Annotated in this window: 20 protein-coding genes; 14 read left to right on the top strand and 6 right to left on the bottom strand. The window is 67.7% G+C overall.

Annotated elements, in window-relative coordinates:
* Positions 1–21: 21 nt before the first annotated feature.
* The 3 genes from NMD1_RS09000 to miaB are packed head-to-tail and all read left to right on the top strand — an operon-like array spanning position 22 to position 2,585.
* On the top strand, positions 22–444 hold the full coding sequence (locus tag NMD1_RS09000) for a Fur family transcriptional regulator (RefSeq protein WP_124809710.1): 423 nt from the start codon (positions 22–24) through the stop codon (positions 442–444).
* Positions 428–1,210: a 1-acyl-sn-glycerol-3-phosphate acyltransferase gene (locus tag NMD1_RS08995; protein WP_307545061.1), complete on the top strand. Its 783-nt coding sequence runs from the start codon at positions 428–430 to the stop codon at positions 1,208–1,210. The genes NMD1_RS09000 and NMD1_RS08995 overlap by 17 nt, the downstream gene beginning before the upstream one ends.
* 52 nt (positions 1,211–1,262) lie before the next feature.
* Positions 1,263–2,585, top strand: coding sequence for a tRNA (N6-isopentenyl adenosine(37)-C2)-methylthiotransferase MiaB (miaB, locus tag NMD1_RS08990; RefSeq protein WP_125954462.1), 1,323 nt, complete (start codon positions 1,263–1,265; stop codon positions 2,583–2,585).
* 46 nt (positions 2,586–2,631) lie between these two features.
* Here miaB and NMD1_RS08985 read toward each other — a convergent pair whose 3' ends face one another.
* Positions 2,632–3,123: an RcnB family protein gene (locus tag NMD1_RS08985; protein ID WP_124809707.1), complete on the bottom strand. Its 492-nt coding sequence runs from the start codon at positions 3,121–3,123 to the stop codon at positions 2,632–2,634.
* A gap of 271 nt (positions 3,124–3,394) precedes the next feature.
* Between NMD1_RS08985 and NMD1_RS08980 the strand changes: the two genes are divergently transcribed.
* The 4 genes from NMD1_RS08980 to NMD1_RS08965 all read left to right on the top strand — a co-directional run bounded on the left by NMD1_RS08980 (position 3,395) and on the right by NMD1_RS08965 (position 6,941).
* Positions 3,395–4,432, top strand: a complete 1,038-nt coding sequence (locus tag NMD1_RS08980) for a PhoH family protein (RefSeq protein WP_124809706.1) — start codon at positions 3,395–3,397, stop codon at positions 4,430–4,432.
* Positions 4,429–4,923 (top strand): rRNA maturation RNase YbeY, encoded by a 495-nt coding sequence (gene ybeY, locus NMD1_RS08975; protein ID WP_124809705.1) that lies wholly within the window; start codon positions 4,429–4,431, stop codon positions 4,921–4,923. The genes NMD1_RS08980 and ybeY overlap by 4 nt, the downstream gene beginning before the upstream one ends.
* A gap of 36 nt (positions 4,924–4,959) precedes the next feature.
* Positions 4,960–5,901 carry a hemolysin family protein gene (locus NMD1_RS08970; protein WP_124809704.1) on the top strand — a complete coding sequence of 314 codons (942 nt, stop codon included), beginning with the start codon at positions 4,960–4,962 and terminating at the stop codon, positions 5,899–5,901.
* A gap of 158 nt (positions 5,902–6,059) precedes the next feature.
* Entirely contained in the window at positions 6,060–6,941 is an 882-nt protein-coding gene (locus NMD1_RS08965) for a LysR substrate-binding domain-containing protein (protein ID WP_124809703.1), read from the top strand.
* A 143-nt stretch (positions 6,942–7,084) separates the two neighbouring features.
* On the opposite strand, the gene NMD1_RS08960 is transcribed toward NMD1_RS08965, so the two are convergent.
* The gene (locus NMD1_RS08960) at positions 7,085–7,777 is read right to left on the bottom strand and encodes a Fe2+-dependent dioxygenase (protein WP_125954569.1); all 693 of its coding nucleotides are present in this window, start codon (positions 7,775–7,777) and stop codon (positions 7,085–7,087) included.
* Between the two features lie 93 nt (positions 7,778–7,870).
* On the opposite strand from NMD1_RS08960, the gene NMD1_RS08955 reads away from it, so the two are divergent.
* Complete coding sequence (locus tag NMD1_RS08955) at positions 7,871–8,617, top strand: hypothetical protein (RefSeq protein ID WP_125954461.1); 747 nt, start codon at positions 7,871–7,873, stop codon at positions 8,615–8,617.
* Between the two features lie 465 nt (positions 8,618–9,082).
* On the opposite strand, the gene NMD1_RS08950 is transcribed toward NMD1_RS08955, so the two are convergent.
* Complete coding sequence (locus tag NMD1_RS08950; protein WP_223806653.1) at positions 9,083–9,442, bottom strand: GlsB/YeaQ/YmgE family stress response membrane protein; 360 nt, start codon at positions 9,440–9,442, stop codon at positions 9,083–9,085.
* Between the two features lie 442 nt (positions 9,443–9,884).
* Here NMD1_RS08950 and NMD1_RS08945 point away from each other — a divergent pair, with 442 nt between their 5' ends.
* The 3 genes from NMD1_RS08945 to NMD1_RS08930 all read left to right on the top strand — a co-directional run bounded on the left by NMD1_RS08945 (position 9,885) and on the right by NMD1_RS08930 (position 14,397).
* Positions 9,885–11,900 (top strand): ribonucleoside-diphosphate reductase subunit alpha, encoded by a 2,016-nt coding sequence (locus tag NMD1_RS08945; protein WP_124809700.1) that lies wholly within the window; start codon positions 9,885–9,887, stop codon positions 11,898–11,900.
* 847 nt (positions 11,901–12,747) lie between these two features.
* A complete protein-coding gene (locus NMD1_RS08935) occupies positions 12,748–13,218 on the top strand; it encodes a PepSY domain-containing protein (RefSeq protein WP_125954459.1) in 471 nt (156 codons plus the stop codon).
* A gap of 123 nt (positions 13,219–13,341) precedes the next feature.
* Positions 13,342–14,397 carry a ribonucleotide-diphosphate reductase subunit beta gene (locus NMD1_RS08930; RefSeq protein ID WP_124809698.1) on the top strand — a complete coding sequence of 352 codons (1,056 nt, stop codon included), beginning with the start codon at positions 13,342–13,344 and terminating at the stop codon, positions 14,395–14,397.
* A gap of 38 nt (positions 14,398–14,435) precedes the next feature.
* On the opposite strand, the gene NMD1_RS08925 is transcribed toward NMD1_RS08930, so the two are convergent.
* A complete protein-coding gene (locus tag NMD1_RS08925; protein ID WP_233497459.1) occupies positions 14,436–14,816 on the bottom strand; it encodes an endonuclease domain-containing protein in 381 nt (126 codons plus the stop codon).
* Positions 14,817–15,368: 552 nt separating this feature from the next.
* Positions 15,369–19,394, bottom strand: coding sequence for a non-ribosomal peptide synthetase (locus NMD1_RS08920; RefSeq protein WP_125954458.1), 4,026 nt, complete (start codon positions 19,392–19,394; stop codon positions 15,369–15,371).
* 266 nt (positions 19,395–19,660) lie between these two features.
* Between NMD1_RS08920 and NMD1_RS08915 the strand changes: the two genes are divergently transcribed.
* Genes NMD1_RS08915 through NMD1_RS08905 form a run of 3 tightly spaced genes read left to right on the top strand, consistent with a single transcriptional unit; the run spans position 19,661 to position 21,360 of the window.
* Positions 19,661–20,008, top strand: coding sequence for a hypothetical protein (locus tag NMD1_RS08915; protein WP_233497457.1), 348 nt, complete (start codon positions 19,661–19,663; stop codon positions 20,006–20,008).
* 43 nt (positions 20,009–20,051) lie between these two features.
* On the top strand, positions 20,052–20,948 hold the full coding sequence (locus NMD1_RS08910) for a pirin family protein (RefSeq protein WP_125954457.1): 897 nt from the start codon (positions 20,052–20,054) through the stop codon (positions 20,946–20,948).
* Positions 20,949–20,976: 28 nt separating this feature from the next.
* The gene (locus NMD1_RS08905) at positions 20,977–21,360 is read left to right on the top strand and encodes an OsmC family protein (RefSeq protein WP_125954456.1); all 384 of its coding nucleotides are present in this window, start codon (positions 20,977–20,979) and stop codon (positions 21,358–21,360) included.
* A 152-nt stretch (positions 21,361–21,512) separates the two neighbouring features.
* On the opposite strand, the gene NMD1_RS08900 is transcribed toward NMD1_RS08905, so the two are convergent.
* Positions 21,513–23,171 (bottom strand): alkaline phosphatase, encoded by a 1,659-nt coding sequence (locus NMD1_RS08900; RefSeq protein WP_125954455.1) that lies wholly within the window; start codon positions 23,169–23,171, stop codon positions 21,513–21,515.
* Positions 23,172–23,194: the final 23 nt, after the last annotated feature.

The following is a 23,194-nucleotide window of genomic DNA, read 5'->3' as shown; positions in this document are numbered from 1 at the left end:
GCATTCTTATCCGGGTAACACGTGCACCAACCGATCGACATCGAAGCTCTCTGCGCGGAACGGGGCCTGCGCATCACCGACCAGCGGCGCGTGATCGCGCGCGTCCTGTCGGAAAGCGAGGATCACCCCGACGTCGAAAAACTGCACGAACGCGCCGCCGCCATCGATTCCCGCATCTCGATCGCAACGGTCTATCGCACCGTGCGGCTGTTCGAGGAGGCCGGCATTCTTGACCGGCACGATTTCGGCGACGGCCGCGCGCGCTACGAGGCCACGCCCGAAGCGCACCACGATCACCTGATCGACGTGGAGACCGGCAAGGTCATCGAATTCGTCGATCCCGAACTCGAAGCGCTCCAGCGGCAGATCGCCGAAAAGCTGGGCTATCGCCTGGTCGATCACCGCATGGAGCTTTACGGCGTCCGGCTTGAACGCGACGCTTGAACTGCCGCACCCGGCGGGCATTCCGCTGGGCGGCCGCCTGCGCATCCTCGCGCGCCTGCTCGCCATGGTGGCGCTGCTGCTCGCCTGCGTGCCGCTCTACTATGCCTGGCGCATCGCGCGGCGGCGCGACAATCCCTGGCCGCGCCGGTTCCTGGGCGGAATCGCGCGGATCGCCGGGGTGCGGCGACGGCTGGCGGGAACGCCGGCGCGGCGCGGCGCGTTCCTCGTCGCCAACCACGTCAGCTGGCTCGACATTCCGGTGCTGTCGGGCGCCACCGGCACCGCCTTCGTGGCGCACAGCGGGCTGGCCGGGCACGGGCTGCTCAAGTGGCTGTGCGAGATGAACGATACGGTCTTCGTCGCCCGGCATGACCGCACCAGCGTGCAGGCGCAGGTCGCGCATGTGCGCGCGGCGCTGAGCGATACCGGCGCGCTGGCGATCTTTCCCGAAGGCACCACCAGCGACGGCACCGGGATGCTGCCGTTCAAGTCCTCGCTGCTCTCCGCGATCGATCCGGTGCCGCCGGGCATCGTGGTCCAGCCGGTGTGGATCGATTACGGCCCCGAGGCCGCCGCGATCGCCTGGGTGGGCGACGAACATGGCGTCGACAATTTCCTGAAGATCCTTGCGCGGCGGCGGCCGATCCCGGTCACGCTGCATTTCCTGCCGGTGCTGACCGAAGCCGAAACCGCCTCGCGCAAGACCATCGCGGCGCAGGCACGCGCGCGCATCGCCACAGCCATCGCCGCGGCCATGGCCCGCTGAATAGACGCGGCACGGTTTCCAAAAGCCCGAAATTCCCGTATCGGCCGGCGCCATGGCTTCCCCCACCTCCCCCCGGACCTTCCACGTCAAGAGCTTCGGCTGCCAGATGAACGTCTATGACGGCGAACGCATGGCCGAACTGCTCGCGGCGCAGGGCATGACGCCCGCCGACGCGCGCGACGATGCCGATCTCGTCGTGCTCAACACCTGCCACATCCGCGAAAAGGCCACCGAAAAGGTCTATTCGGACATCGGCCGCCTGCGGCGCGAGGACGGTTCCTCGCCGCTGATCGCGGTGGCCGGCTGCGTCGCCCAGGCGGAGGGCGAGGAGATCATGGCGCGCGCGCCCTCGGTCCGGGTCGTGGTCGGCCCGCAAGCCTACCACCGCCTGCCCGAGATGGTCGCCGAAGCCGCCGCGGGCAAGCGCGCCACCGAAACCGACATGCCGGCCGAAGCCAAGTTCGCCGCGCTGCCGCGCCGCCGCCGCTCCGGCCCCAGCGCGTTCCTGACCGTGCAGGAAGGCTGCGACAAGTTCTGCACCTATTGCGTGGTGCCCTATACGCGCGGCGCGGAAATCAGCCGGCCCTTCGCCGATCTGGTCGAGGAAGCGAAGCTGCTGGTCGAAGGCGGCGCGCGCGAAATCACGCTGCTGGGCCAGAACGTCAACGCCTGGGCGGGCGAGGACGCGAAGGGCCGCGCCACGGGGCTGGCGGGCCTTGCCGCCGAACTCGCCGCGATCCCCGATCTGGCGCGCATCCGCTACACCACCAGCCACCCGGCCGACATGGACGAGGCGCTGATCGAAGCGCACGGCACCAACGCCAAGCTGATGCCGTTCCTGCACCTGCCCGTGCAATCGGGCAACGACCGCGTGCTGAAGGCGATGAACCGCAGCCATACCGCCGAAAGCTACCTGCGCCTGCTCGAACGCGTGCGCGCGGCGCGGCCGGACATCGCGCTCTCGGGCGATTTCATCGTCGGTTTCCCCGGCGAGACCGACGCCGAGTTCGAAGACACGCTGCGCATCGTCGATGCCGTCGGCTATGCCCAGGCGTTCAGCTTCAAGTATTCCCCCCGCCCCGGCACGCCCGCCGCGACGATGGAGGATCATGTCCCGGCCGAGGTAATGGACGAGAGGCTCCAGCGCCTCCAGGCCGCGCTCAACCGCGATCAACTCGCGTTCAACCGGGCCAGCGTCGGCCGGCGCTGCACGGTGCTGGTCGAACGCCGGGGCAAGCATCCGGGGCAATGGCTGGGCAAGTCGCCCTGGCTCCAGTCGGTCCACTTCACCGGCGATGCCGCGATCGGCGATCTGGTGGAGGTCGATCTGGTGGACGCGGGGCCGAACTCGCTGGCGGGGAAGCCGGTAGGGTAGCGGGGGCGACCTCCGTCAGGACCGCCCCCGGAAACCACTGTTTTCGTTACAAAAAGAAGCTGCCGATCACCTGTAACGTTACGCCGCTGCGCGTGTCGATCAGCACCACGTCGTTACCGTAACGCACCCAGCGCTGGTAGCCGTAGCGCGGCGGGGTCAGGCGATAAGCCCAGGGGTCGTTGATCCAGTAGCGCTGCGCGTAATAGGGCGCGGCGAAGCGGTAGCCGGGACGGACCGGGCGATAGGCATAGCCACGCGGACCGTAGTACCCGCCCCGGCGATAGACGTCGCCATGGGCGCGGCGATAATCGCGCCAGTCCTCGCGGTATTCGCGGCGGTCTTCGCGATATTCGCGGCGATCCTCGCGCGCCTCGCGGTGATCGCCCCGGCGCATGTCGTGGCGGATCTCGGCGCGGTCGCGCTGCATTTCGCGGCGATCGTGATGCAGTTCGCGCGCGCTCTGCGCGCTGGCGGCGGTGGGGGCCACGGCGGAAGCCAGGGCGCTGGCGGCCAGCGCGGCCATCATGATCTTGCGCATCGTTCGTCTCCTTCAACGGATGGTCCGGCCGGGATTTCCGCGAAGGACCGGGGCCGGACATCTGCACCGCTTATTGTCCGATTCGGGTGAACCGGTGCGGAACCCTGCTGTCAGCAACGCGAAAGGAATCCCTTTGTTTCAGCACCCTGCGACGAGCGCCCGGTTTTCCCCGACAAAAGCCGTGTGATAGCGCCCCGTCCCGCTTGCGCCGCGCCCCGGGCGATCTATCTTGAATCCACGGCCGCAGACGCGGCCCGCATGAAAGGAGCGCATGGCCCGCAAACTGCATCGTGCCCATGATGAGGCGCAGCATCGCCCCGAAGCCAGCCGGCCCGACCACAACAGGCGCGCCCGGGTGGAAGTCGAATTCGACGAACAGACCGTGCTTGGCGCCCTGTTCGGCCAGTTCGACACCAATCTCGTCCAGATCGAAAACCGGCTCGGCGTCTATATTTCGGCGCGCGGCAACCGCGTGCTGATCGAAGGGCCGGAAGATGCGGTGGCCCGCGCACGCGATGTGCTGAAGGCGATGCACCAGCGCCTGCTCACCGGGCAGGACATGGACGCCGGCGCGGTCGAGGCGCTGATCGCGATGAGCAATGAGCCGACGCTGGACGGGATCATCACCGGCACGCCCGGCGCGCCGCCGCCGATCCTGATCCGTACCCGCAAGAAAACCATCGCGCCGCGCTCGGTCACCCAGATCGAATACATGAAGGCGCTGGTGCGCGACGATGTGATCTTCGCGCTCGGCCCGGCGGGCACCGGCAAGACCTACCTCGCGGTGGCGCAGGCGGTGGCGCAGCTCATTTCGGGCAGCGTCCAGCGGCTGATCCTGTCGCGCCCGGCGGTCGAGGCGGGCGAACGGCTGGGCTTCCTGCCCGGCGACATGAAGGAGAAGGTCGATCCCTATCTCCGCCCGCTCTACGACGCGCTCTATGACTGCATGCCGCCCGAACAGGTCGAACGCCGCATGGCCTCGGGCGAGATCGAGATCGCGCCGATCGCCTTCATGCGCGGCCGCACGCTGGCCGATGCCTTCGTCATTCTGGACGAGGCGCAGAATACCACGCCGGCGCAGATGAAGATGTTCCTCACCCGCTTCGGCCAGAACAGCCGCATGGTGATCTGCGGCGATCCGAAGCAGGTCGACCTGCCCGGCGGCACCAACGCCAGCGGGCTGGCGGACGCGGTGCAGCGGCTGGAAGGCGTGGACGGCATCGGCGTGGTCCGCTTCAGCAGCGCCGACGTGGTCCGCCATCCGATCGTGGGCCGCATCGTCGAGGCCTACGAAGGGAAGGACGCGTGAGCGCCCCCACGCTCGAAATCGATATCGATCCGGTCTGGGGGCAGGACACCGACTGGGAAGCGCTGGCCAACCGCGCGGCCGAGGCCGCGGCGCGCGCCGCGCCGGAGCTCGCGCGCGACAACCTGATCGTCAGCCTGGTCCTGGCGGACGACGACGAGGTCCATGCGCTCAACAAGCAATGGCGCGCCAAGGACAAGCCCACCAACGTCCTGTCGTTCCCGATGCTCGCCCGCGCCGAAGTGCTGGCGGCCAGCGCCGACGCGCCCGAAATGCTGGGCGATCTGATCCTGGCGCATGGCGTGTGCCGGCGCGAAGCGGCGGAAAAGGGCGTGCCGGTGGAGCACCACGCCACCCACCTCGTCATCCACGGCCTGCTCCATCTGGCGGGCCACGATCACGAGCTGGGCGAGGGCGAGGCGGAGGAAATGGAGAATCTGGAACGGAAGGCGCTTGCCATGCTGGGTATCGCGGACCCATATGCGGACCGCTGACAGCGAACGGTTCGCGTAACAGGGGAGTGCAGACCAGTGCCCGAGGGCAACGGGTCCGGCGGCGACAGTCGCTCGGGCGAAGGGGACAGTAACGGCGCGCTGTGGCGCGCGATCAGGGCTTTCTTCAAGGGGCCGGACCAGGACCAGTCGCTGCGTGCGCAGATCGAGGAAGCGATCGAGGAGCACGAGGGCGAACATGGCTCGCCCGGCGGTTCGGACGGCGATCTGGTGGCGCTCGAACGCCAGATGCTGAAGAACCTGCTCCATTTCAGCGAACACGATGCCGATGACGTCGCCATTCCGCGCGGCCAGATCATCGCCGTGCCCGCCTCTGCCACGTTCGAGGAGCTGGTCGGCGCCTTCGCCGAACACGGCCACAGCCGCCTGCCGGTCTATGGCGATTCGCTCGACGAAATCGTGGGCATGGTCCACGTGAAGGACGTGTTCGGCATCGTCGCCGGCATCGCCCTTTCCGGCAAGCCCGCGCCCAAGGACTGGGCCGGCCTGATGCGCCAGCCGCTGTTCGTGCCGCAGGCGCGCGGCGCGCTCGACGTGCTGGCCGACATGCGCGCCAGCCGCACGCACCTGGCCGTGGTGATCGACGAATATTCCGGCACCGACGGCATCATCACGATCGAGGATCTGGTCGAGGAAATCGTCGGCGAGATCGAGGACGAGCATGACGATGCGCCGGAGGAACTGCTCAAGCGGCTCGATCCCGATACCTGGGACGCCGATGCCCGCGCGGAACTGGATGACGTAGCGGAAATCGTCGACCCCCGGCTTGCCGAAGTGGAAGAAGACGTCGATACGCTGGGCGGCCTCGCGGTCGTCCTCGCCGGGGAAGTCCCGCCCGTCGGGCGCGTGCTGGAACACGGCAGCGGCTGGCGGATCGAGGTGACCGGCGGAGACGAGCGCCGCCTCACGCGCCTGCGGCTCCACGCGCCGCGCACGCAAGAGGACGGGGAAGAGGACTAGGTCGGATCGGGTCCGGCACGGGCCGGCACCTGTCCGGAAGGGAATACGCCACCCGGCGGATTGCTCCGCTCTGACGGGAATGGCACTGTGGGAGGATGCGGATCGCGTCCGGCCCGCACGGAATGCAACGCAACTGAAGTCCGGGAACGAAGATACCGATGATCCGCCGCCTGCCTCCGCTGCGTTCGCTCGAAGCGTTCATTCGCGTCGTGCGCGCCGGCTCGGCCAAGACCGCCGCCGCCGAACTGGCGCTCAGCCCGTCGGCCCTCTCGCGCCGGCTGGGCGCGCTGGAGGATTTCGTCGGCAAGGCGCTGTTCGAACGCAAGCACCAGATGCTCAAGCTGACCGAGGAAGGCCAGCATCTCTACGACGCGGTCGCCCCGCTGATGGACGAGATGACCGACCGCATCGACCGGCTGGTCGATACCGGCAAGGTCATGCGGTTGCGGCTCGGCGTGCTGCCGCTGTTCGGCAGCCAGCGCCTGTTCCCGCGCCTGGGCGAGTTGCGCAAACTGCACCCGCAGCTGCATATCGACATCGACAGCTCGCACGCCGCCGAAACCAAGCTGGGCGATACCATCGACGCGGCGATCGTGCTGAGCGAAGGACCGGACGGCACGCTCCATTCGGTGCGGCTCGATCACAACCGCGTCCACGCCATCACCTCGAAGGAACTGGCGGCGGAGCTGGGCGAACGGCCCGACATCGCCAAGCTTTCGAAGCAGACCTTCCTGGTCCACAACGATCTGCCCGCCAGCTTCGAGGCGTGGAAGCGCGCGCTCCATCTCGAACGGCTGGAGCCGGCGGCAGTCGATCACTTCGATTCGGGCCAGCTCATCCTCGAAGCCGCCGCGCAGGGCCTTGGCATCGCGATCATGCACGACGACCACTACAACCGGTCGCACGATCCGCGCCTCGCCCAGCTCTACAACATCGAGGTGGACAGCCCCTACAGCTACTGGTTCGTCTGCCGCCCCCGCGCGCTGCAATCGCGGCCCGTGCGCCTGTTCCACGACTGGCTGATCAAGGCGGGGCTGTAGAGGCGCTCCACGGGCGCCGAATAACATCCCCTTGCACCGTCATTGCGAGCGTAGCGAAGCAATCCAGGGCGGCACGCGAGGCTCTGGATTGCTTCGCTACGCTCGCAATGACGAGGGGCGGGTCAACCTGACGTCATCCCGCCCTACCCCGCCCAGCGGCGCACCAGGTTGTGATAGACCCTGGTCAGCCGCAGCGCCTGCGGATCGCCGCTGCCTCCGCCCCCACTCCCGCCCTGGCGCACGTTGAGCGCCTGGATGGTCTGGTCGAGATCGAACAGCACCTCGCGCGCGGCGCCATCGCGCACCAGCGATTCCACCCAGAAGAAGGCGCAGATGCGCTCGCCGCGCGTCACTTCGTTCACCCGGTGCAGGCTGGTCGCGGGGTAGAGCACCATGTCGCCGGCGGCGAGCTTGTAGGCCATGCGGCCGAAATCGCCGGCGATGGCCAGCTCGCCGCCGTCGTAGTCCTCGGACAGGAACAGCGTCGCCGAAAGGTCGGTGCGCAGCCGCGCGCCGGTGGCGGGATCGATCCGCAGCGCGTTGTCGACATGGTCGCCATACTGCTCGCCGGGGCCATAGCGGTTGAACAGCGGCGGATAGATCGCCTTGGGCAAGGCCGCCGACAGGAACAGCGCGGAGGCCGACAGCGCCTGCTGCACGCGCTGGCGCGCGGTTCGGGCCGCCTCGCCGTCCTCGGGCAACTGGCGGTTGCGCTTGACCCGTGCCGCCGCCGGGCCGCTGGTCACGCTGCCGTCCACCCAGTCGGCCGCGGCGATCGTCCGGCCCAGCGCCAGCGCCTCGTCACGGGGCAGAACCTGGGGGATGATCGTCAGCATCGCGTGTCCTTCGGCATCGCCATGGATGGCGAACCAGCTTAGAGGCCAGCATAGAGGAACCAAGCGCCCGAGTTCCAGCAGGAGATTGCCGCGATGGCCGATGCCGATTTCACCGATCCCCGCCCCTGGCCGCAGGAAGGGCGCGAACGGATGATCTATCCCTCGCCGGTGGGCTGGAAAGGCACCGACTTCGTCGACAACGAGGCCGAACTGCTCAAGCGGCTCAACCCGAAGACGGTGTTCATGATGGGCGACAACCCCGCGCTGCCGCGGATGCCCGAACGGCCGCGCCTGCTCGATTTCTTCCGCTGCCGCTTTGGCGACATCACCGTGCGGCACCTGCTGGTCAGCGCCAAGCGCGCGCTCGACGACGGGCAGGACGAAAAGGTCGTGATCGCCTGCCTGCTGCACGACATTTCCAACGGCTGCCTGATCCGCGCCGATCACGGATACTGGAGCGCGCAGCTCGTCGCGCCCTATGTCAGCGAGGAAGTGGCCTTTGCCGTGAAATATCATCAGGCGCTGCGCTACGTGTCGGACGAAAGCGTGGGCTATACCTACCCCGAAAGCTACGATCGCTTCTTCGGCCCGGATTACGCGATGCCCGAATACCTCCAGCGCGATGCCGACTACGCGCGTGACCACAAATGGTACGGCACCGCGCGGCAGGTCACGCTTTACGACACCTATTTCTTCGACGATTTCCCGCCGGTCGATCCCGAGGAACTGACCGACGTGATCGGCCGCCACTTCCGCGAGCCGGAGGAAGGACTCGGCTTCGACGCCAGCCCCACCGCGCACATGTGGCGCACGATGATCTGGCCCAACAACTTTCTCTAGCGGAATCAGGCGCGCGCGGCGGGACAGTCCGGAACGGGCCGTTCCCCGCTTTGCGCAAGCGCGGACAGCGGCAATAGTGCCCCGACGGAACCGGCGAAAACGGTCTCCGGGCGCGGATTGCACGCGGACCGCCCCGGGGCTTCGCCCGATACCCGAAGGCCCGTCCCGCGCCCCCGCGGCGCCTCACGTCGACGACCGGGCCGTCCAGGCCACGGTGCCTCCCCCCCGAGCGCCGTGGCCTCTTTTTTGGCGTTTATGTTTTTTGCAAACTCACCATCGTCATTGCGAGGAGACGCAGTCGACGAAGCAATCCAGAGCCACGCTTAAGCCGCTCTGGATTGCTTCGCTACGCTCGCAATGACGAACGCGTAGGGCAAGAGTTTGCAAGCGACATAACCGTCTTTTTTTTGGCAGTCGCGCTCCCCTCCCGCTTGCGGGAGGGGTTGGGGGTGGGCGGACTCCGCCCTACCAGTGCCGCCCCAGCCAGATCAGCAGCAGCGCGCCCAGCACCGAGGCGAGGCAGCCGGCGCGATTCACCCCTTCGCCGAACGTGCTGCCCGAACGCCAGCTGGCGAAAACCCCGGCCACGATCGATCCGCCGATTCCCAGCAGCACCGTCTTCACGAACCCCAGGTCCACCGGGCCGGGATAGAGGATTTCCGCCAGCAGCCCCACGAAGAAGCCGGTGATCACGATCGAGATCAGGTTGAACACGCTTTTCGCCTCCGCCTTCCACAGCTTTTTTCCTGCTTCGCGGGGTGTGCCCGATCCGGCGCGATTGTCCACAGGATGGTGGTTCGGAGCGAAAATTTTTGGACCCGTCACGATTTGGTCTTGAAGTGCCGTTTTCCCCGCGCGTCGCTGCACTGCACAATGACTTTCGCTGCGACGAAGCGAATCGGGATTACGACGAACCGAATCGTCAACTGATGGTTTACCCTCTTGTGTCTGAATCCCGTTGAGGCACTATGGATAGTGGTCGGACCGTGTGGGGGCCTCTAGACCTTGTTGAGAACGGAAGCGCGCCCTTTGGCGCGTGGCGGCTGCCGGCTTCGTGCCGGCGCCCGCTTCCGTGCCTGCGCAAGGGGCGCGAGACCCGATTTCATGACCCGCGCGGGCCATCTTGTGGTAGGATTGGGGTCTTGCTCCCGATTCGAACGGAAGCGGAACATTCGGACCGGCCGGAACAGGCCGGCGGGTGTCCGGCCAGCAGATTTGGACGACCGGCCGGGTTTCGGTCGGGCGGTGGTGAAACCGGGGGTTAGACGTGGATTTCAGGACTGGGGACGGCTCCGTGGCGGCGCAGGACGAATTGGGCCTTGATGGCGCGACTCTCGAAGGCGCGTCGCCGGCAGAAGGCAGAACGGCGATGAGTTTGAATACGCAGGATTCCGGGACCGAGGCGCTGGTCGCCGCCGTGGCGGCGGCCGCGGCCGCCAGCGTTCCCGCGCCCGAGAAGGAAAACTCGCGCACCGTCCGCGCCCGCCGCTTCGGCATCGTCACCGATGAATCGCGCGATGCGCTGCTCACCGCGTTCGGCAAGGACACGCTCGACGACCGCTACCTGCTGCCCGGCGAGAAGTACCAGGACCTGTTCGCCCGCGTGGCCGATGCCTATGCCGATGACGAGGCGCACGCCCAGCGGCTCTACGACTACATCTCGAAGCTGTGGTTCATGCCCGCCACGCCGGTCCTCTCGAACGGCGGCACCGGGCGCGGGTTGCCGATCTCGTGCTACCTCAATTCGGTGGACGACAGCCTGGAAGGCATCGTCGCCACCTGGAACGAGAACGTCTGGCTGGCCAGCCGGGGCGGCGGCATCGGCACCTACTGGGGCCAGGTGCGCGGCATCGGCGAAAGCGTGGGCCTGAACGGCAAGACCAGCGGCATCATTCCGTTCGTGCGCGTGATGGACAGCCTCACGCTCGCGATCTCGCAAGGGTCGCTGCGGCGCGGGTCGGCCGCCGCCTATCTCGACGTCTCGCACCCGGAAATCGAGGAGTTCCTCGAAATCCGCAAGACCAGCGGCGATTTCAACCGCAAGGCGCTGAACCTGCACCATGGCGTGCTGCTGACCGACGACTTCATGGAAGCGGTGCGCGATGGCGCCGAATTCCCGCTGCGCAGCCCCAAGGACGGTTCTGTGCGCGGCAAGGTGGACGCGCGCAGCCTGTTCCAGAAGCTGGTCGAAGTGCGCCTCGCCACGGGCGAGCCCTATCTGGTGTTCTCCGACACCGTGAACCGCATGATGCCCAAGCATCACCGCGATCTCGGCCTCAAGGTCTCGACCTCGAACCTCTGTTCGGAAATCACCCTGCCCACCGGCCGCGATCACCTCGGCAACGATCGCACCGCCGTGTGCTGCCTGTCCTCGCTCAACCTCGAAACCTGGGACCAGTGGCACGGCGACAAGCACTTCGTCGAAGACGTGCTGCGCTTCCTCGACAACGTGCTGCAGGACTATATCGATCGCGCCCCCACCGAAATGGCCCGCGCCAAGTATTCGGCGATGCGCGAACGCTCGGTCGGCATGGGTGTGATGGGCTTCCACTCGTTCCTGCAACAGAAGGGCATCGCCTTCGAATCCGCGATGGCCAAGGCGTGGAACCTCAAGATGTTCCGCCACATCGCCGCCAAGGCGGACGAGGCCAGCCTGCTACTGGCGCAGGAACGCGGCCCCTGCCCCGATGCGGCGGACATGGGCGTGATGCAGCGCTTCTCGTGCAAGATGGCGATCGCGCCCACCGCGTCGATCTCGATCATCTGCGGCGGCACCTCCGCCTGCATCGAGCCGATCCCGGCCAACATCTACACGCACAAGACGCTGTCCGGCTCGTTCGTGGTCGAAAACCCCTATCTCAAGGCGCTGCTCCAGCAGAAGAGCAAGGATTCCGCCAACGTGTGGAATTCGATCCTCGAGAACGGCGGATCGGTCCAGCACCTCGATTTCCTCAGCCCCGAGGAAAAGGCCGTGTACAAGACCAGCTTCGAGATCGACCAGCGCTGGCTGCTCGAATTCGCGGCGGACCGCACCCCGTTCATCGATCAGGCGCAGTCGCTCAACCTCTATATCCCGGCCGACGTCGACAAGTGGGATCTGATGATGCTCCACTTCCAGGCGTGGGAGAAGGGCATCAAGTCGCTCTACTACCTGCGCTCGAAGTCGGTGCAGCGCGCCGGGTTTGCCGGCGGGGTGGAGGCGGACAACACCGCCGAAGCGCCAAAGATCGAACTCAGCGCCGGCGACCAGACCGACTACGAGGAATGCCTCGCCTGCCAATAAAAAGAAAAAGATAGGTTTCTTCTGTGGAAAAGTAGCCCAGCACTGAAGCCCTGATTCGTCCGGGCTCAGGTAAACGGCTATTCATAATATTCGATTCGAACTCAACAGTAAGAATCGGATTGGGGGCAACCTTGCGGTTGCCCCCAGCAAGCTGAACGGCGGTGCGTTCGAGGCCTGCGTTGCAACCTCTGACTCGCACGTACCGCCGTTATGGTCAACCTGAACTCTCCGGTTTCAGGTGGTATGGGCCTGTGGATAAATCGGTGGACTAGCAATTTCGTTGCAACCCCACCCTTCACCACAATTCATCGACCTTGCTTGCAACAGTTCGTGTGGCCTCCTTCTCTCAAAGGAGGTTGCGCGGGCTATTCGTCGGACGAAGGCGCTCGTCCGGAGAGCGGCGCCGCAAGAAGGTACAGCAAGATGATTACACGTACACGTAAGCCTATCGGAACGACCGCACGCACGGGCGAAACTTGCCCGGAATCGGGGGTCTGGCAGTCACTTGACGCTCCGTCCACGACTGCGCCGATCGCCATAGGTAACCGCATGCCGCCGCACAACGGAAGGGCGGTGACCTGGAAGCTCATTCGTTATGCGTGAAAATGCGAAGGGCCGGCTAACGCCGGCCCTTCGATAAAAGCGAATTTCACTAAACGCATGTGCGAGAGTGCTTCAACCCGAGGTCAGAGCATATCAATATGTTGAAGGTATGTGAGGATTCCCGCCACTTTCACACCATATGTAGATTATCGAAGCTGTGGACGAAGCCAGTCGATAGCTCCCTTTAAAAGAATTTTCGGCTATCATTGCCAAATGACTAATGTCGTAGCCCCATCCTCCTTACATTCCGCGACATTTTGCGGCTTGCCCGCAAGCGCGGCGGCGTGTCTGGAGGCCCCGGATCGTTTGCATTCGGGAGTATCGGGCAATGCGCAAGTGGCACCGCTGGACCACGGTGTTCTTCGGGATTTTCATGCTGTGGATGGCGGTGACGGGCATCGCCAGCCACGTCACCGCGCTGTGGCCCGGGGGCGAAGCGCCGCCAGCCTCCGCGCAAATGGCCGCGCCCGCCGGCTTCCACTGCCCCGAAACGATGACGTGCAGGCCCAAGGCGCCCAAGGGCGGGATGCGCGCATGGGTGGGCATGTTCCATCACCTGCATTCGGGCGAGACGTTCGGGCCGCTCGGCACCGCGATCTCGCTGCTGACCGGCTGCGCGCTGCTGTTCTTCAGCATCTCGGGCCTGTGGATGTACCTCCAGATGTGGCGCAACCGGAAGCAGCGCGGCCTCAAGCCCGGCTGGTTCTGGCAGTAACGCTTCGGGCGGGGGATAACCGCCCTTCATACCTGGCGCGCCCGGCGGCCCCTTGCCAGCCTCGCTTCCGCGCGCGCTTCATCATGCCTATCTCTCGCAGACTCACTGACAGGACTCACGCCCATGCCGCTTCTTGAAGCCCGCAAGACCTACAAGCCCTTCGAGTATCCGTGGGCCTACGAATACTGGAAGCGCCAGCAGCAGGTCCACTGGCTGCCCGAGGAAGTGCCGCTGGGCGAGGACTGCCGCGATTGGGCGCAGAAGATCAGCGATCACGAGCGCAACCTGCTCACGCAGATCTTCCGCTTCTTCACCCAGGCCGACGTGGAAGTGCAGGATTGCTACCACGAAAAGTACGGCCGCGTGTTCAAGCCCACCGAGGTCAAGATGATGCTGGCCGCGTTCTCCAACATGGAGACGATCCACATCGCCGCCTATTCGCACCTGCTCGACACCATCGGGATGCCCGAGACCGAATACGGCATGTTCCTCGAATACGAGGAAATGAAGGCCAAGCACGATTACCTCTCGACCTTCGGCGTGGAGACGGACGAGGACATCGCGCGCACGCTCGCCATGTTCGGCGGCTTCACCGAAGGGCTGCAGCTCTTCGCCAGCTTCGCCATGCTGATGAACTTCCCGCGCTTCAACAAGATGAAGGGCATGGGCCAGATCGTGAGCTGGTCGGTGCGCGACGAAAGCCTGCACTGCGAAGGCATCACCCGCCTGTTCCACGCCTTCGTCGCCGAACGCGGCTGCCTGACCAAGGCGGTGAAGGAAGACATCATCGATTGCTGCCAGAAGACGGTGCGGCTGGAAGACGCCTTCATCGACCTGGCCTTCGAACAAGGCCCGGTGCCGGGCATGAGCGCCAAGGAAATCAAGAAGTACATCCGCTATATCGCGGACTGGCGGCTGGGCCAGCTCGGCTTCCAGCCGATCTACATGATCGACGATCACCCGCTGCCCTGGCTCGCCCCGCTGCTCAACGGCGTGGAGCACGCCAACTTCTTCGAAGCGCGCGCCACCGAATATTCCAAGGCCGCCACGCGCGGCAACTGGAACGACGTCTGGTCCAGCTTCGACGCCCGCCGCAAGGCCAAGTCGGCCGCCAACGCTGACGTGAGCCTGGAAAGCGAGGAAGACATGTTCAAGGCGGCCGGAATCGCGGCGGAGTAAGCAGCGCAAGGACATCCCCCTCCCGCTTGCGGGAGGGGTCAGGGGTGGGCCTGCTCCCTCCCCTCCATCACCGCGCCGCGAATGGCCACAACCACGCCCTCGATATTCCCCAGCACCGCGGCATTGGTAAAGCGCAGCACGCGATAGCCATTCGCCGCGAACCAGCGGTCCCGCGCGGCGTCTTGCTCCAGCCGCGCCTCGTGGCTGAAGCCGTCGAGTTCCACCACCAGCCGCATCTCCCGGCACAGGAAATCGGCGAAGAACGGCCCGACCGGCATTTGCCGGCTGAACTTCGCGCCCGTCTGCGCCCGCGAAAGGTAGCGCCAGAGCAGCCGTTCGGCGGGGGAAGCCGCATGGCGCAGTTCACGCGCCCTTGGAGTATCGCGCGGCTGGAAGGCCATCGGTGGAAAATGACCCACCCCCAACCCCTCCCGCAAGCGGGAGGGGAGAAGAAGATACGACCGATTTGGCATTTATCCTCCCCTCCCGCCTGCGGGAGGGGCCGGGGGTGGGCCTACCCCCTCTCCCCTTGACAAAACGAACCAAATAGGTTAATCGCCCTCCCCACGGATCGGGAGCAGGGCTTGGCCGGCCTTGCCCGCGCTCCTTCGGGCCTGGCGCCACGCGCGTTCCGGCCCGGCGCGGCCGGTGTGGGGCGCGGGTTCAAGGCGGGGCGTTTGCCAAGTCCCTGGCCCAGGCACACCAGCACCGGACGGGAAGCGTGGATGTGGCGCGGTGGTTCAGCCGCTGCCGGCACGGGGCCGTACCTGCGAGCCGCCGCCCCTGCCGAAGCGCCTTCCCCTCATGGCCGAGCCGGACCGGGCCTGCTGCCCCGCCGGCTGTTCGCGACCGCAGCCTTCGACACGCCCTTCCCGCGCACCTTCCGGGTGCCGCACCGGTCGCGCGTTTCCGTATCGTCCTTTCAGGCCAGAGTCCGGGTTCGCCGCCGGATGCGGGCGCTGGTCTGCGGTTCAGCCCCGCTCGCGCCCCATCACCCGCGTCGGCACGCCCTGATAGCGCAGGCCCGGCAGCAGGCGTTCCTGCTTCATGATCACGCTGTGCCCGCCCACGCGCGCGCCATCGCCCACGTCCGCGCCATAGAGCGGCACCGTGCCCGCGCCGATCGTCGCGCCTTTGCCGATGAACACCTTGTCCACTTTCAGCACGCGGTCCTCGAACGTGTGCGCCTGGAACATCGCGGTCACCGTCGCGCCATCGCCGATGTGGATCATGTCCGGGTCCACCACTTGCGCGAACTGCGGCCCCAGCACCGCGCGCTTGCCGATGGTGAGGCCCATCACGCGCAGGAAGCCCAATAGCAGGAACGTGCCTTCCAGCCGCTGCAGGATCAGGTTGGCATACTTGGCCCAGGCGACATAGACATAGTCCCACCGGCTGCACCAGCACGACCACAGCGCGTGCTGGCCCGGCTTCACCCGCCCGATCAGCGTCCACTTCAGCGCCCAGACCGCCACCAGCAGCGCCACGACCGGCGCGAGCATGGCCCCCGGCAGCACCAGCAGCGCGAAGGCGGCGTCACCGGTCAGGCCACGGCCGCGCGCCACCATCGCGTACCACAGCGCGGAGAGCAGCAGCGGCAGCACCGGCAGGGCAAAGCGCGCCACTTCCCAGAACACGCGGTTCCAGTAGCGCACCGGCGAGGGATCGTGGGTGAGGCTGCGGTCCATGTCCACCACCTCGCGCCGGGGCAGGTCGAAGCAGGGATGGCCGAAGCGCGATTGACCGGCGGCGATCCGGTCGGGCCGCGCCACGGTGGCGATGCCGATCAGGATATCGTCGGGCAGGCGCGTGTTCGCCGGGATCACCGCGTGGTTGCCCAGGAACGTGTTGCGCCCCAGCTCCACCGTGCCGAGCGTGACCGTGCCCGCGCGCACGTCCGCGCCGCCGAGGTAAATGCCGTCGGCGAAGAACGTCTCCGCGCCGATCTCCACCAGCTCGGGCACCACGTCGATGATCGTGCTGATCTCGCAGCTGGCGCCCACGCGCATTCCGCTGAGACGCAGCCACTTCGACCAGAACACCGTGCCGCTCAGCCATTCGCCGGCGGCGTGGAGCATCCCGGTCTTGATCCACACCCGCACATAGGCCGGGCTGAACCGCCCGATCGTGCCCGGCTTCACGCGGCCCATCGCGCGCAGCATCAGCGCGCTCCACACCAGCGTCAGCGGCACCGCCGCCACGGTCAGGCCGATCAGCACCAGCCCGGTGCGCGAAAGCGGCGCGGGGTGCGCCATCCACGCCCACATCGCGTCATAGGTCACGCCGGCCCGGCGCATCACCGCCAGCGACAGCAGTTCGGCGGGCAGCGCCGCGACCAGCGCCGCCAGCCCTTCGGCCGCCAGCAGCAGCGCGCTGTGCAGCGCGGGCGAAAGCGCCGTGCCTTGGGCCGGTGCCGGCGCTTGCGGCGCGGGGCCGACGCGGCTGGCGGGTACGCCGTCCCACAGTTCGCCCGGCGGGATCGTGCCCCCGGCGTTGAGGATCGACAGCGCCGTCAGCACGCTGCCCGCGCCGACATGGCAATCGCCCTCCACGCCCGCGCGCACGCCCAGCGTGGCGCCTTCGCCGATCGTCACCGCGCCGAACACGATATCGCCCCGGTCGAGTTCGGACAGGCCGATATGCGCGTCCTGCCCCAGCGCGGCGTTGTCGCCGATCGTCAGCAGGTCCCACCCGCCGCGTCGCAGGTCCACCCCGCGCGCGATGTGGACGTTGCGGCCGATCCGCGCGCCCAGCGCGCGCAGCGCCGCCTGTTGCACCACCGTGCCCTGGATCAGCGGCCAGGGGATCAGCCGCACCGCCTGGAACACCACCCAGTGGCGCAGGTAGAGCGTGCTCCACACCGGCGCGCGCACCGCGCGATAGCGGCCCACCGCCAGCCGCTTGACCAGCACCGCGAACAGGATCGCCGCCGGCACATAGAGCGCCAGCGCGCCCACCGTCGCCAGCGGGGCAAGCAGGACGAAGGCGGTCATGCTCATGTGCCCGAACAGGCGGGGGATGACCTGGAACGCCGCGAACCACGTCAGCCAGCCGCCCGCCGCCAGTTCGCCCAGCAGCCAGCCGGTCTGCACCGCTTGCGCCAGCAGCGGCCGCGCCACGCCTTCGCGCACCAGCGGCGCCTCGTCGGCCGCGTCCGCCGCCGGCATCGCCCGGTCGGCCAGCCGCGCCAGCGCGCGCACCGTCCGCGCCTCGTAGATGTCGGACACGGTGATCCAGTCGGTGCGCGGATCGTCGCGCAGCAGCGTCACCAGCAGCGCCGCGCTCAGCGAATCGCCGCCCAGATCCTCGAAGAAATCGTCCTCCACCGAAACGCCGTCGCCGCGCTTGAGGATGTCGGCCATCCCGGCGGCGAGCAGGCGCTCCATCTCGCTGGCGGGTTCCGCCCGGCGCCCGCTGCCCGTGGTGGCGCCGGTGGCGGGCGCGGCGATGTCGATCAGCGGCAGCGCCGCACGGTTGAGCTTGCCGCCCACCGTCGTCGGCAGGTCATCGATCAGCGCAATCTCGCGCGGGACCATGTAGCGCGGCAGGGTGGCGAGCAGATCGCCGCGCAGCGCGTCGAGGTCGGGCGGCCGGCGCGGATCGTCGGCCACCACGAAGGCGACGAGTTCGGGCACGCCGCGATGGTCCTGCATCCGGCAGCCGGCCGCGCGCACGCCCGGCAGTTCGGCCAGCCGCGCCTCGATCTCGCCCAGTTCCACGCGGTATCCGCGCAGCTTGACCTGCGCGTCGATGCGCCCGTGGTAATAGAAATTCCCGTCCGCCTCGCGATGGACCAGATCGCCGGTGCGGTAGATGCGGCCCAGCCGGGGATGATCGCAGAACTTCTCGGCGGTCAGGTCCGGCCGGTTGCGGTATCCGCGCGCCACGCCCGCGCCGCCCATGCACAGTTCCCCGCGCATTCCCTCGGCCACTTCATCCAGCGCTTCATCCAGCACCCAGGCGTGCATGCCCGGCACCGGCGCGCCAATGGTGATCGGCTTGCCCGGCACGATATCGCCGCGCAGGCAGGTCACCGCGCATTCGGTGGGGCCATAGCCGTTCACCAGCCGCCGGCCCTTCTGCCACAGGTCGGCGATATCGCGCGGCAGCGCCTCGCCACCCACGTAGAGCAGCTTGAGGTCGGGCAGCGCGCGTTCGGGATCAGCGCAGCCGCTGGAACGCAGCAGCGTCGGCGGCGGGCAGAACACGGTGGCGCGCTCATCGCGCAGCCAGCCGACGATGTCCGGCCCCAGCCGCGCCGCCGCATCGTCCATCACCAGCAGCGTGGCGCCGGTGGCGAAGGCGAGCCACGTTTCCTCCAGCGAGGAATCGTAGGCGGAGGACGATCCCTGCACCACGCGGTCCGCCGTGGTCAGGCCGAATTCGGCGATGTCGGACGCGACGAGGCTGGCGATGTTGCGATGCTCGATCATCACCCCCTTGGGGCGGCCGGTGGTGCCCGAGGTGTAGATCACATAGGCCAGCCGGTCGGCGGCGAAGCCCTCCGGCAGATCGCCCGCCGGGGGGTCGCGCGCCAGCAGCGCGTCCGCGTCGAACAGCCGCGCGGGATCGGCCACCAGCGGCGCCAGCCGCGCCAGGCCCTCGGCGTCGGCCAGCACGGCCACGGGCTCCGCATCCTCCAGGATTTCGCGCATCCGCTCCTCGGGGAACGACGGGTCCAGGCAGGTGAACGCCGCCCCGGCCTTCAGCACCGCCAGTTGCGCGACATAGAGCAGTGGCGAGGTGCGCGGCAGCAGCAGCGCGACGATCGCTTCCCCGGCGATCATCGGCGCAAGGTGACGCGCCAGCCGGTCCGAAGCGTCCGCCAGTTCGGCATAGGTCATCGTCGCGCGCACGGCGCGGTCGCGGCCCGGCGGGATGTCCAGCGCCATCTGCCCCGGCACGCGCGCGACGGTATCCGCCAGAAAGGCGTGCAGCAGGCGGCCGGTCTCGTCCGCCGCGCCGCGCGCCAGAATTGCGCTGTCCTCGAAATTCATATGGTCCCCTGCTTCCGACCCGAAGCGGCCCGCGGGTGCCCCGCATGACGCGCTCCGCCGGAGCGGGGCGCCATGCCGATACAATCCGCGATTTTCCAGCAATAGATGCGGGCTATCGACTGCAAAGTGACCGTCAAATTAAGGTCCGGTAAGGAAGGCCCCGCACCACCTTTCGATAATCTCGAACACTTTGGCCCACATTATCCGGATCATTCCGACTCGGGCTTTGCGGCATAGTGACCACATCGCACGATGGAGACGACGCCATGCTCAAAGCCCTGCTCGACACCGCCACCCCGCGCCTCAGCCCGGCCGAATGGCAGGATGTGAAGGCCGCGCTCAACGCCGTGGCCGATTGCCCCTGCGGCCAGCCCCCGCTCGCCGGATCGCTGCGCGACCGCGTGGGCCGTGCAGTTGGCGCGATCACCGGCCACGTCGTCAAGCCGCGTCCGCGCGCCGCGGCCGACACCATTCCCGCCCATCTGCGCCCGGTGCGCGATTTCCTGTGCGAAAGCCACCGCACCCGCGCCCTGGCCCGCCAGCACATCCCCGCGCTCGCCGCGCAGGGCTATTCGCCGGCCCAGATCGAAGCCATGGCGCTGCTCGGCGCCTGATTTCCCCGTACACCGCTCCCTCCCCACACCAAGGAATCCCGCCATGACCACCCGCACTTCCACCGTCGACGGCGTCGATCTCGTCATCCTTCCGCCCGTCCGCGATCTGGGAGACGGCTTCCAGGTTCGCCGCGCGCTGCCTTCGGCGCACCGCCGCATGGTCGGGCCGTTCATCTTCTTCGACGAGATGGGGCCGGCCACGTTCGACGCCGGCGAAGGGCTGGACGTGCGCCCGCACCCGCACATCGGCCTCGCCACGATCACCTACCTGCTCGAAGGCGAGATCCTGCACCGGGATTCGCTGGGCTCGGTCCAGCCGATCCGCCCCGGCGAGGTCAACTGGATGACCGCCGGCAGCGGCATCGTCCATTCCGAACGCACCGCGCAGGAGCAGCGCAGCCACGCCAACGCGCTGTTCGGCCTGCAGACCTGGGTGGCGCTGCCCACCCAGGCGGAGGAAGTCGATCCCGCCTTCGTCCACCACAAGGCCACGGAGATTCCGGTGATCGAGGACGCCGGCACGCGCCTGACGCTCATCGCCGGCACGTCGGACGGGCTGGTCTCGCCGGTGAAGACCTTCTCCGACATGGTCTATGCCGATATCGCCCTGGCCGATGGCGCGCGCTATCAGGTGAAGGCCGAACACATCGAGCGCGCGATCTACGTGGTCGGCGGCGAAGTGGAAGTGGTCGGCCAGACCGGCACTTTCGCCAAGGACGAACTGGTGGTGTTCAAGCCCGGTGCCGAAGTGATCCTGCGCGCCCGGGGGCAGACCCGCATCATGCTGCTGGGCGGCGAACCGCTGCCCGAAAAGCGCAACATCTTCTGGAACTTCGTCTCGTCCTCGGCCGAACGGATCGAGCAGGCCAAGGAAGACTGGAAGGCCGGCCGCTTCGCCCGCGTTCCCGGCGAAAGCGAATTCATCCCCCTGCCGGCCTGACCGCCCGCCCGTTTTCAGGAGAAATCCCATGGTTCACGGCACCGCCCATATCGGCAAGGACCGCTACCGCACCGAGATCGAGGTCGACGGGCACCGCATCGTGGCCGACGAACCGCCCGCGCTCGGCGGCGCCAATGCCGGCCCGGCGCCCTATGACCTGATCCTGGCAGGGCTCGGCGCCTGCACCGCGATCACGCTGCGCATGTATGCCGATCGCAAGCAGTGGCCGCTCGAATCGCTCGACGTGGCGCTGCGCCTCAGCGGCGGCAAGGACGACCGCCGGATCGAACGCGTCCTGACCATCGCCGGGCTGGACGCGGACCAGCAGGCGCGCCTGGCCGATGTGGCCGAACGCACCCCCGTCACGCTCACGCTGAAGGGCGGCATCACGATCGACACGCGGCTGGCGTGAGCGGCCCGGCCCGGCTTTAGCTCTCCCGCCTTTCGTCATTGCGAGGGGCGAAGCCCCGCGGCAATCCAGAGCGGTATGCGGGCCAAAGCGGCACGCGGGGCACTGGATTGCTTCGCTTACGCTCGCAATGACGATGCGGATGCCGTCCGCCTCTATCCCGCCGCCAGCTTGCGCCCTTTCGCCCCGGCCGCCACGGTGAAGCGCACCAGCCGGCTTTCGGTATAGCGCGGCTCCAGCACGGTGGAGACGGCCAGGTAGTCGGCCACGGCCTGCGCGGGCGTCAGCGTCAGCAGGACATAGCCCTTGGCGCGCTGGTCGCAGAACACCACTTCGGGGCTGGCTTCGCGCAGCATCTCGGCCAGCGGCACCGCCGGCATCTCGTCGCCGATCGAGGGGCTGGTGATCGACGAGGTGCCGAATTCCACGGCCACCGCGTTGCCGGCGTCGTCCGCCAGGTTGGTCGCCCAGAAGGCATGGCTGTCGCCCGCCAGCACCAGCGGTTCGCTGCCGGCGCGGCGGAAGCTGGCATAGAGCCGCTCGCGCGCCGCCGGATAGCCGTCCCACGCATCGAGGTTGAACGGCACCCCGGCGCGGTAGCCGGCCTGCGCGGCTTCCGCCCGCCGCCGCGCGCGGGGCGACATCGCCGCCAGCATCGCCGCCGCCTTGTCCGGCCCGAACTGCTTGTCCAGATCGGGGCCGTTGATCCGGCCCATGTTCACCTGGTTGCCGATCACCTGCCAGGGCGTGCCCGCCTTGACCGACCCGGCCAGCTCGCGCTCCACCCAGGCGCGCTGCGGTTCGCCCAGCATCTCGCGGTCCGGGCGGTTGCGCTCCGCCAGCACGGCGGCGATGTCCTCGGCGGCCGGCACCCCGTCCTTATGTTCCGCCTGATGGCTGCGCGCCAGCAGTCGCGTTTCCACCATCAGCAGCGTGGCCAGATCGCCGAAGGCGAAGCTGCGGTTGATCGCTTCCCACGGCTGGCCCGGCCGGGGATCGCGGATCGGCAGCCATTCGAAATAGGCCTGCATCGCCGCCGCCTTGCGCTTGCCCCAGTCGCCCTCGGTGGCGGGCTGGTGGTTTTCCGCGCCGCCGATCCAGCTGTCGTTCGCGGTTTCGTGATCGTCCCACACGCAGATGAACGCGGCGCGGGCGTGGGCGGCCTGCAGCATCGGATCGCGCTTGTAGAAGGCGTGGCGCGCGCGGTAGTCGGCCAGCGTCACCACTTCGTGCGCCGGCTCCACGATCCGGCCGATTTTCCGCCCGATCGCCGCGCCATAGCCGTCCGCGCCGTATTCGTAGATGTAATCGCCCAGGTGGATCACCGCGTCCAGCCGGTCGCGCCTGGCCAGCGCGTCATAGGCGTTGAAGAACCCGCCGGGATAGAGCTGGCAAGTCACCACCGCGAAGACCACGTCCGCGGTCGCGCCCCGGGGCAGCGTGCGGAAGCGGCCGGTGGGCGAGCGGGTGCCATCGGCCAGCTCGAACCAGTACCAGTAATCGGTGCCCGCCTGCAGCGTGGCCGGCTCCACCTTCACCGTGAAATCGCGCGCCCCGCGCGCGTCGGCCGCGCCGCTTTCCACCGGCGTGCCGCCCTCGCTCGCCGCCACGTGCCAGCGCACCGGGATGGGCGCAGTGGCGGCGGCATCGTCCGGGGTAACGCGCGTCCACAGGATCGCGCCCGTGGTCGTGGGATCGCCGCTGGCCACGCCGTGCAGGAACGCCGCTTTCGGCGCGGCGGCTTCGGCGGCGAACGCTGGCAGAATCGCGCCGGACCCAAACATGCCCAGCGCGGAACGACGGTTGATTTTCATGCCTTGTCTCCAGTCCCGATTCG

This window comes from Novosphingobium sp. MD-1, assembly GCF_001014975.1.
GTDB lineage: Bacteria > Pseudomonadota > Alphaproteobacteria > Sphingomonadales > Sphingomonadaceae > Novosphingobium.
Note: the sequence above shows the minus strand (reverse complement) of the source record. Positions and strands in the feature narration are given on the sequence as shown.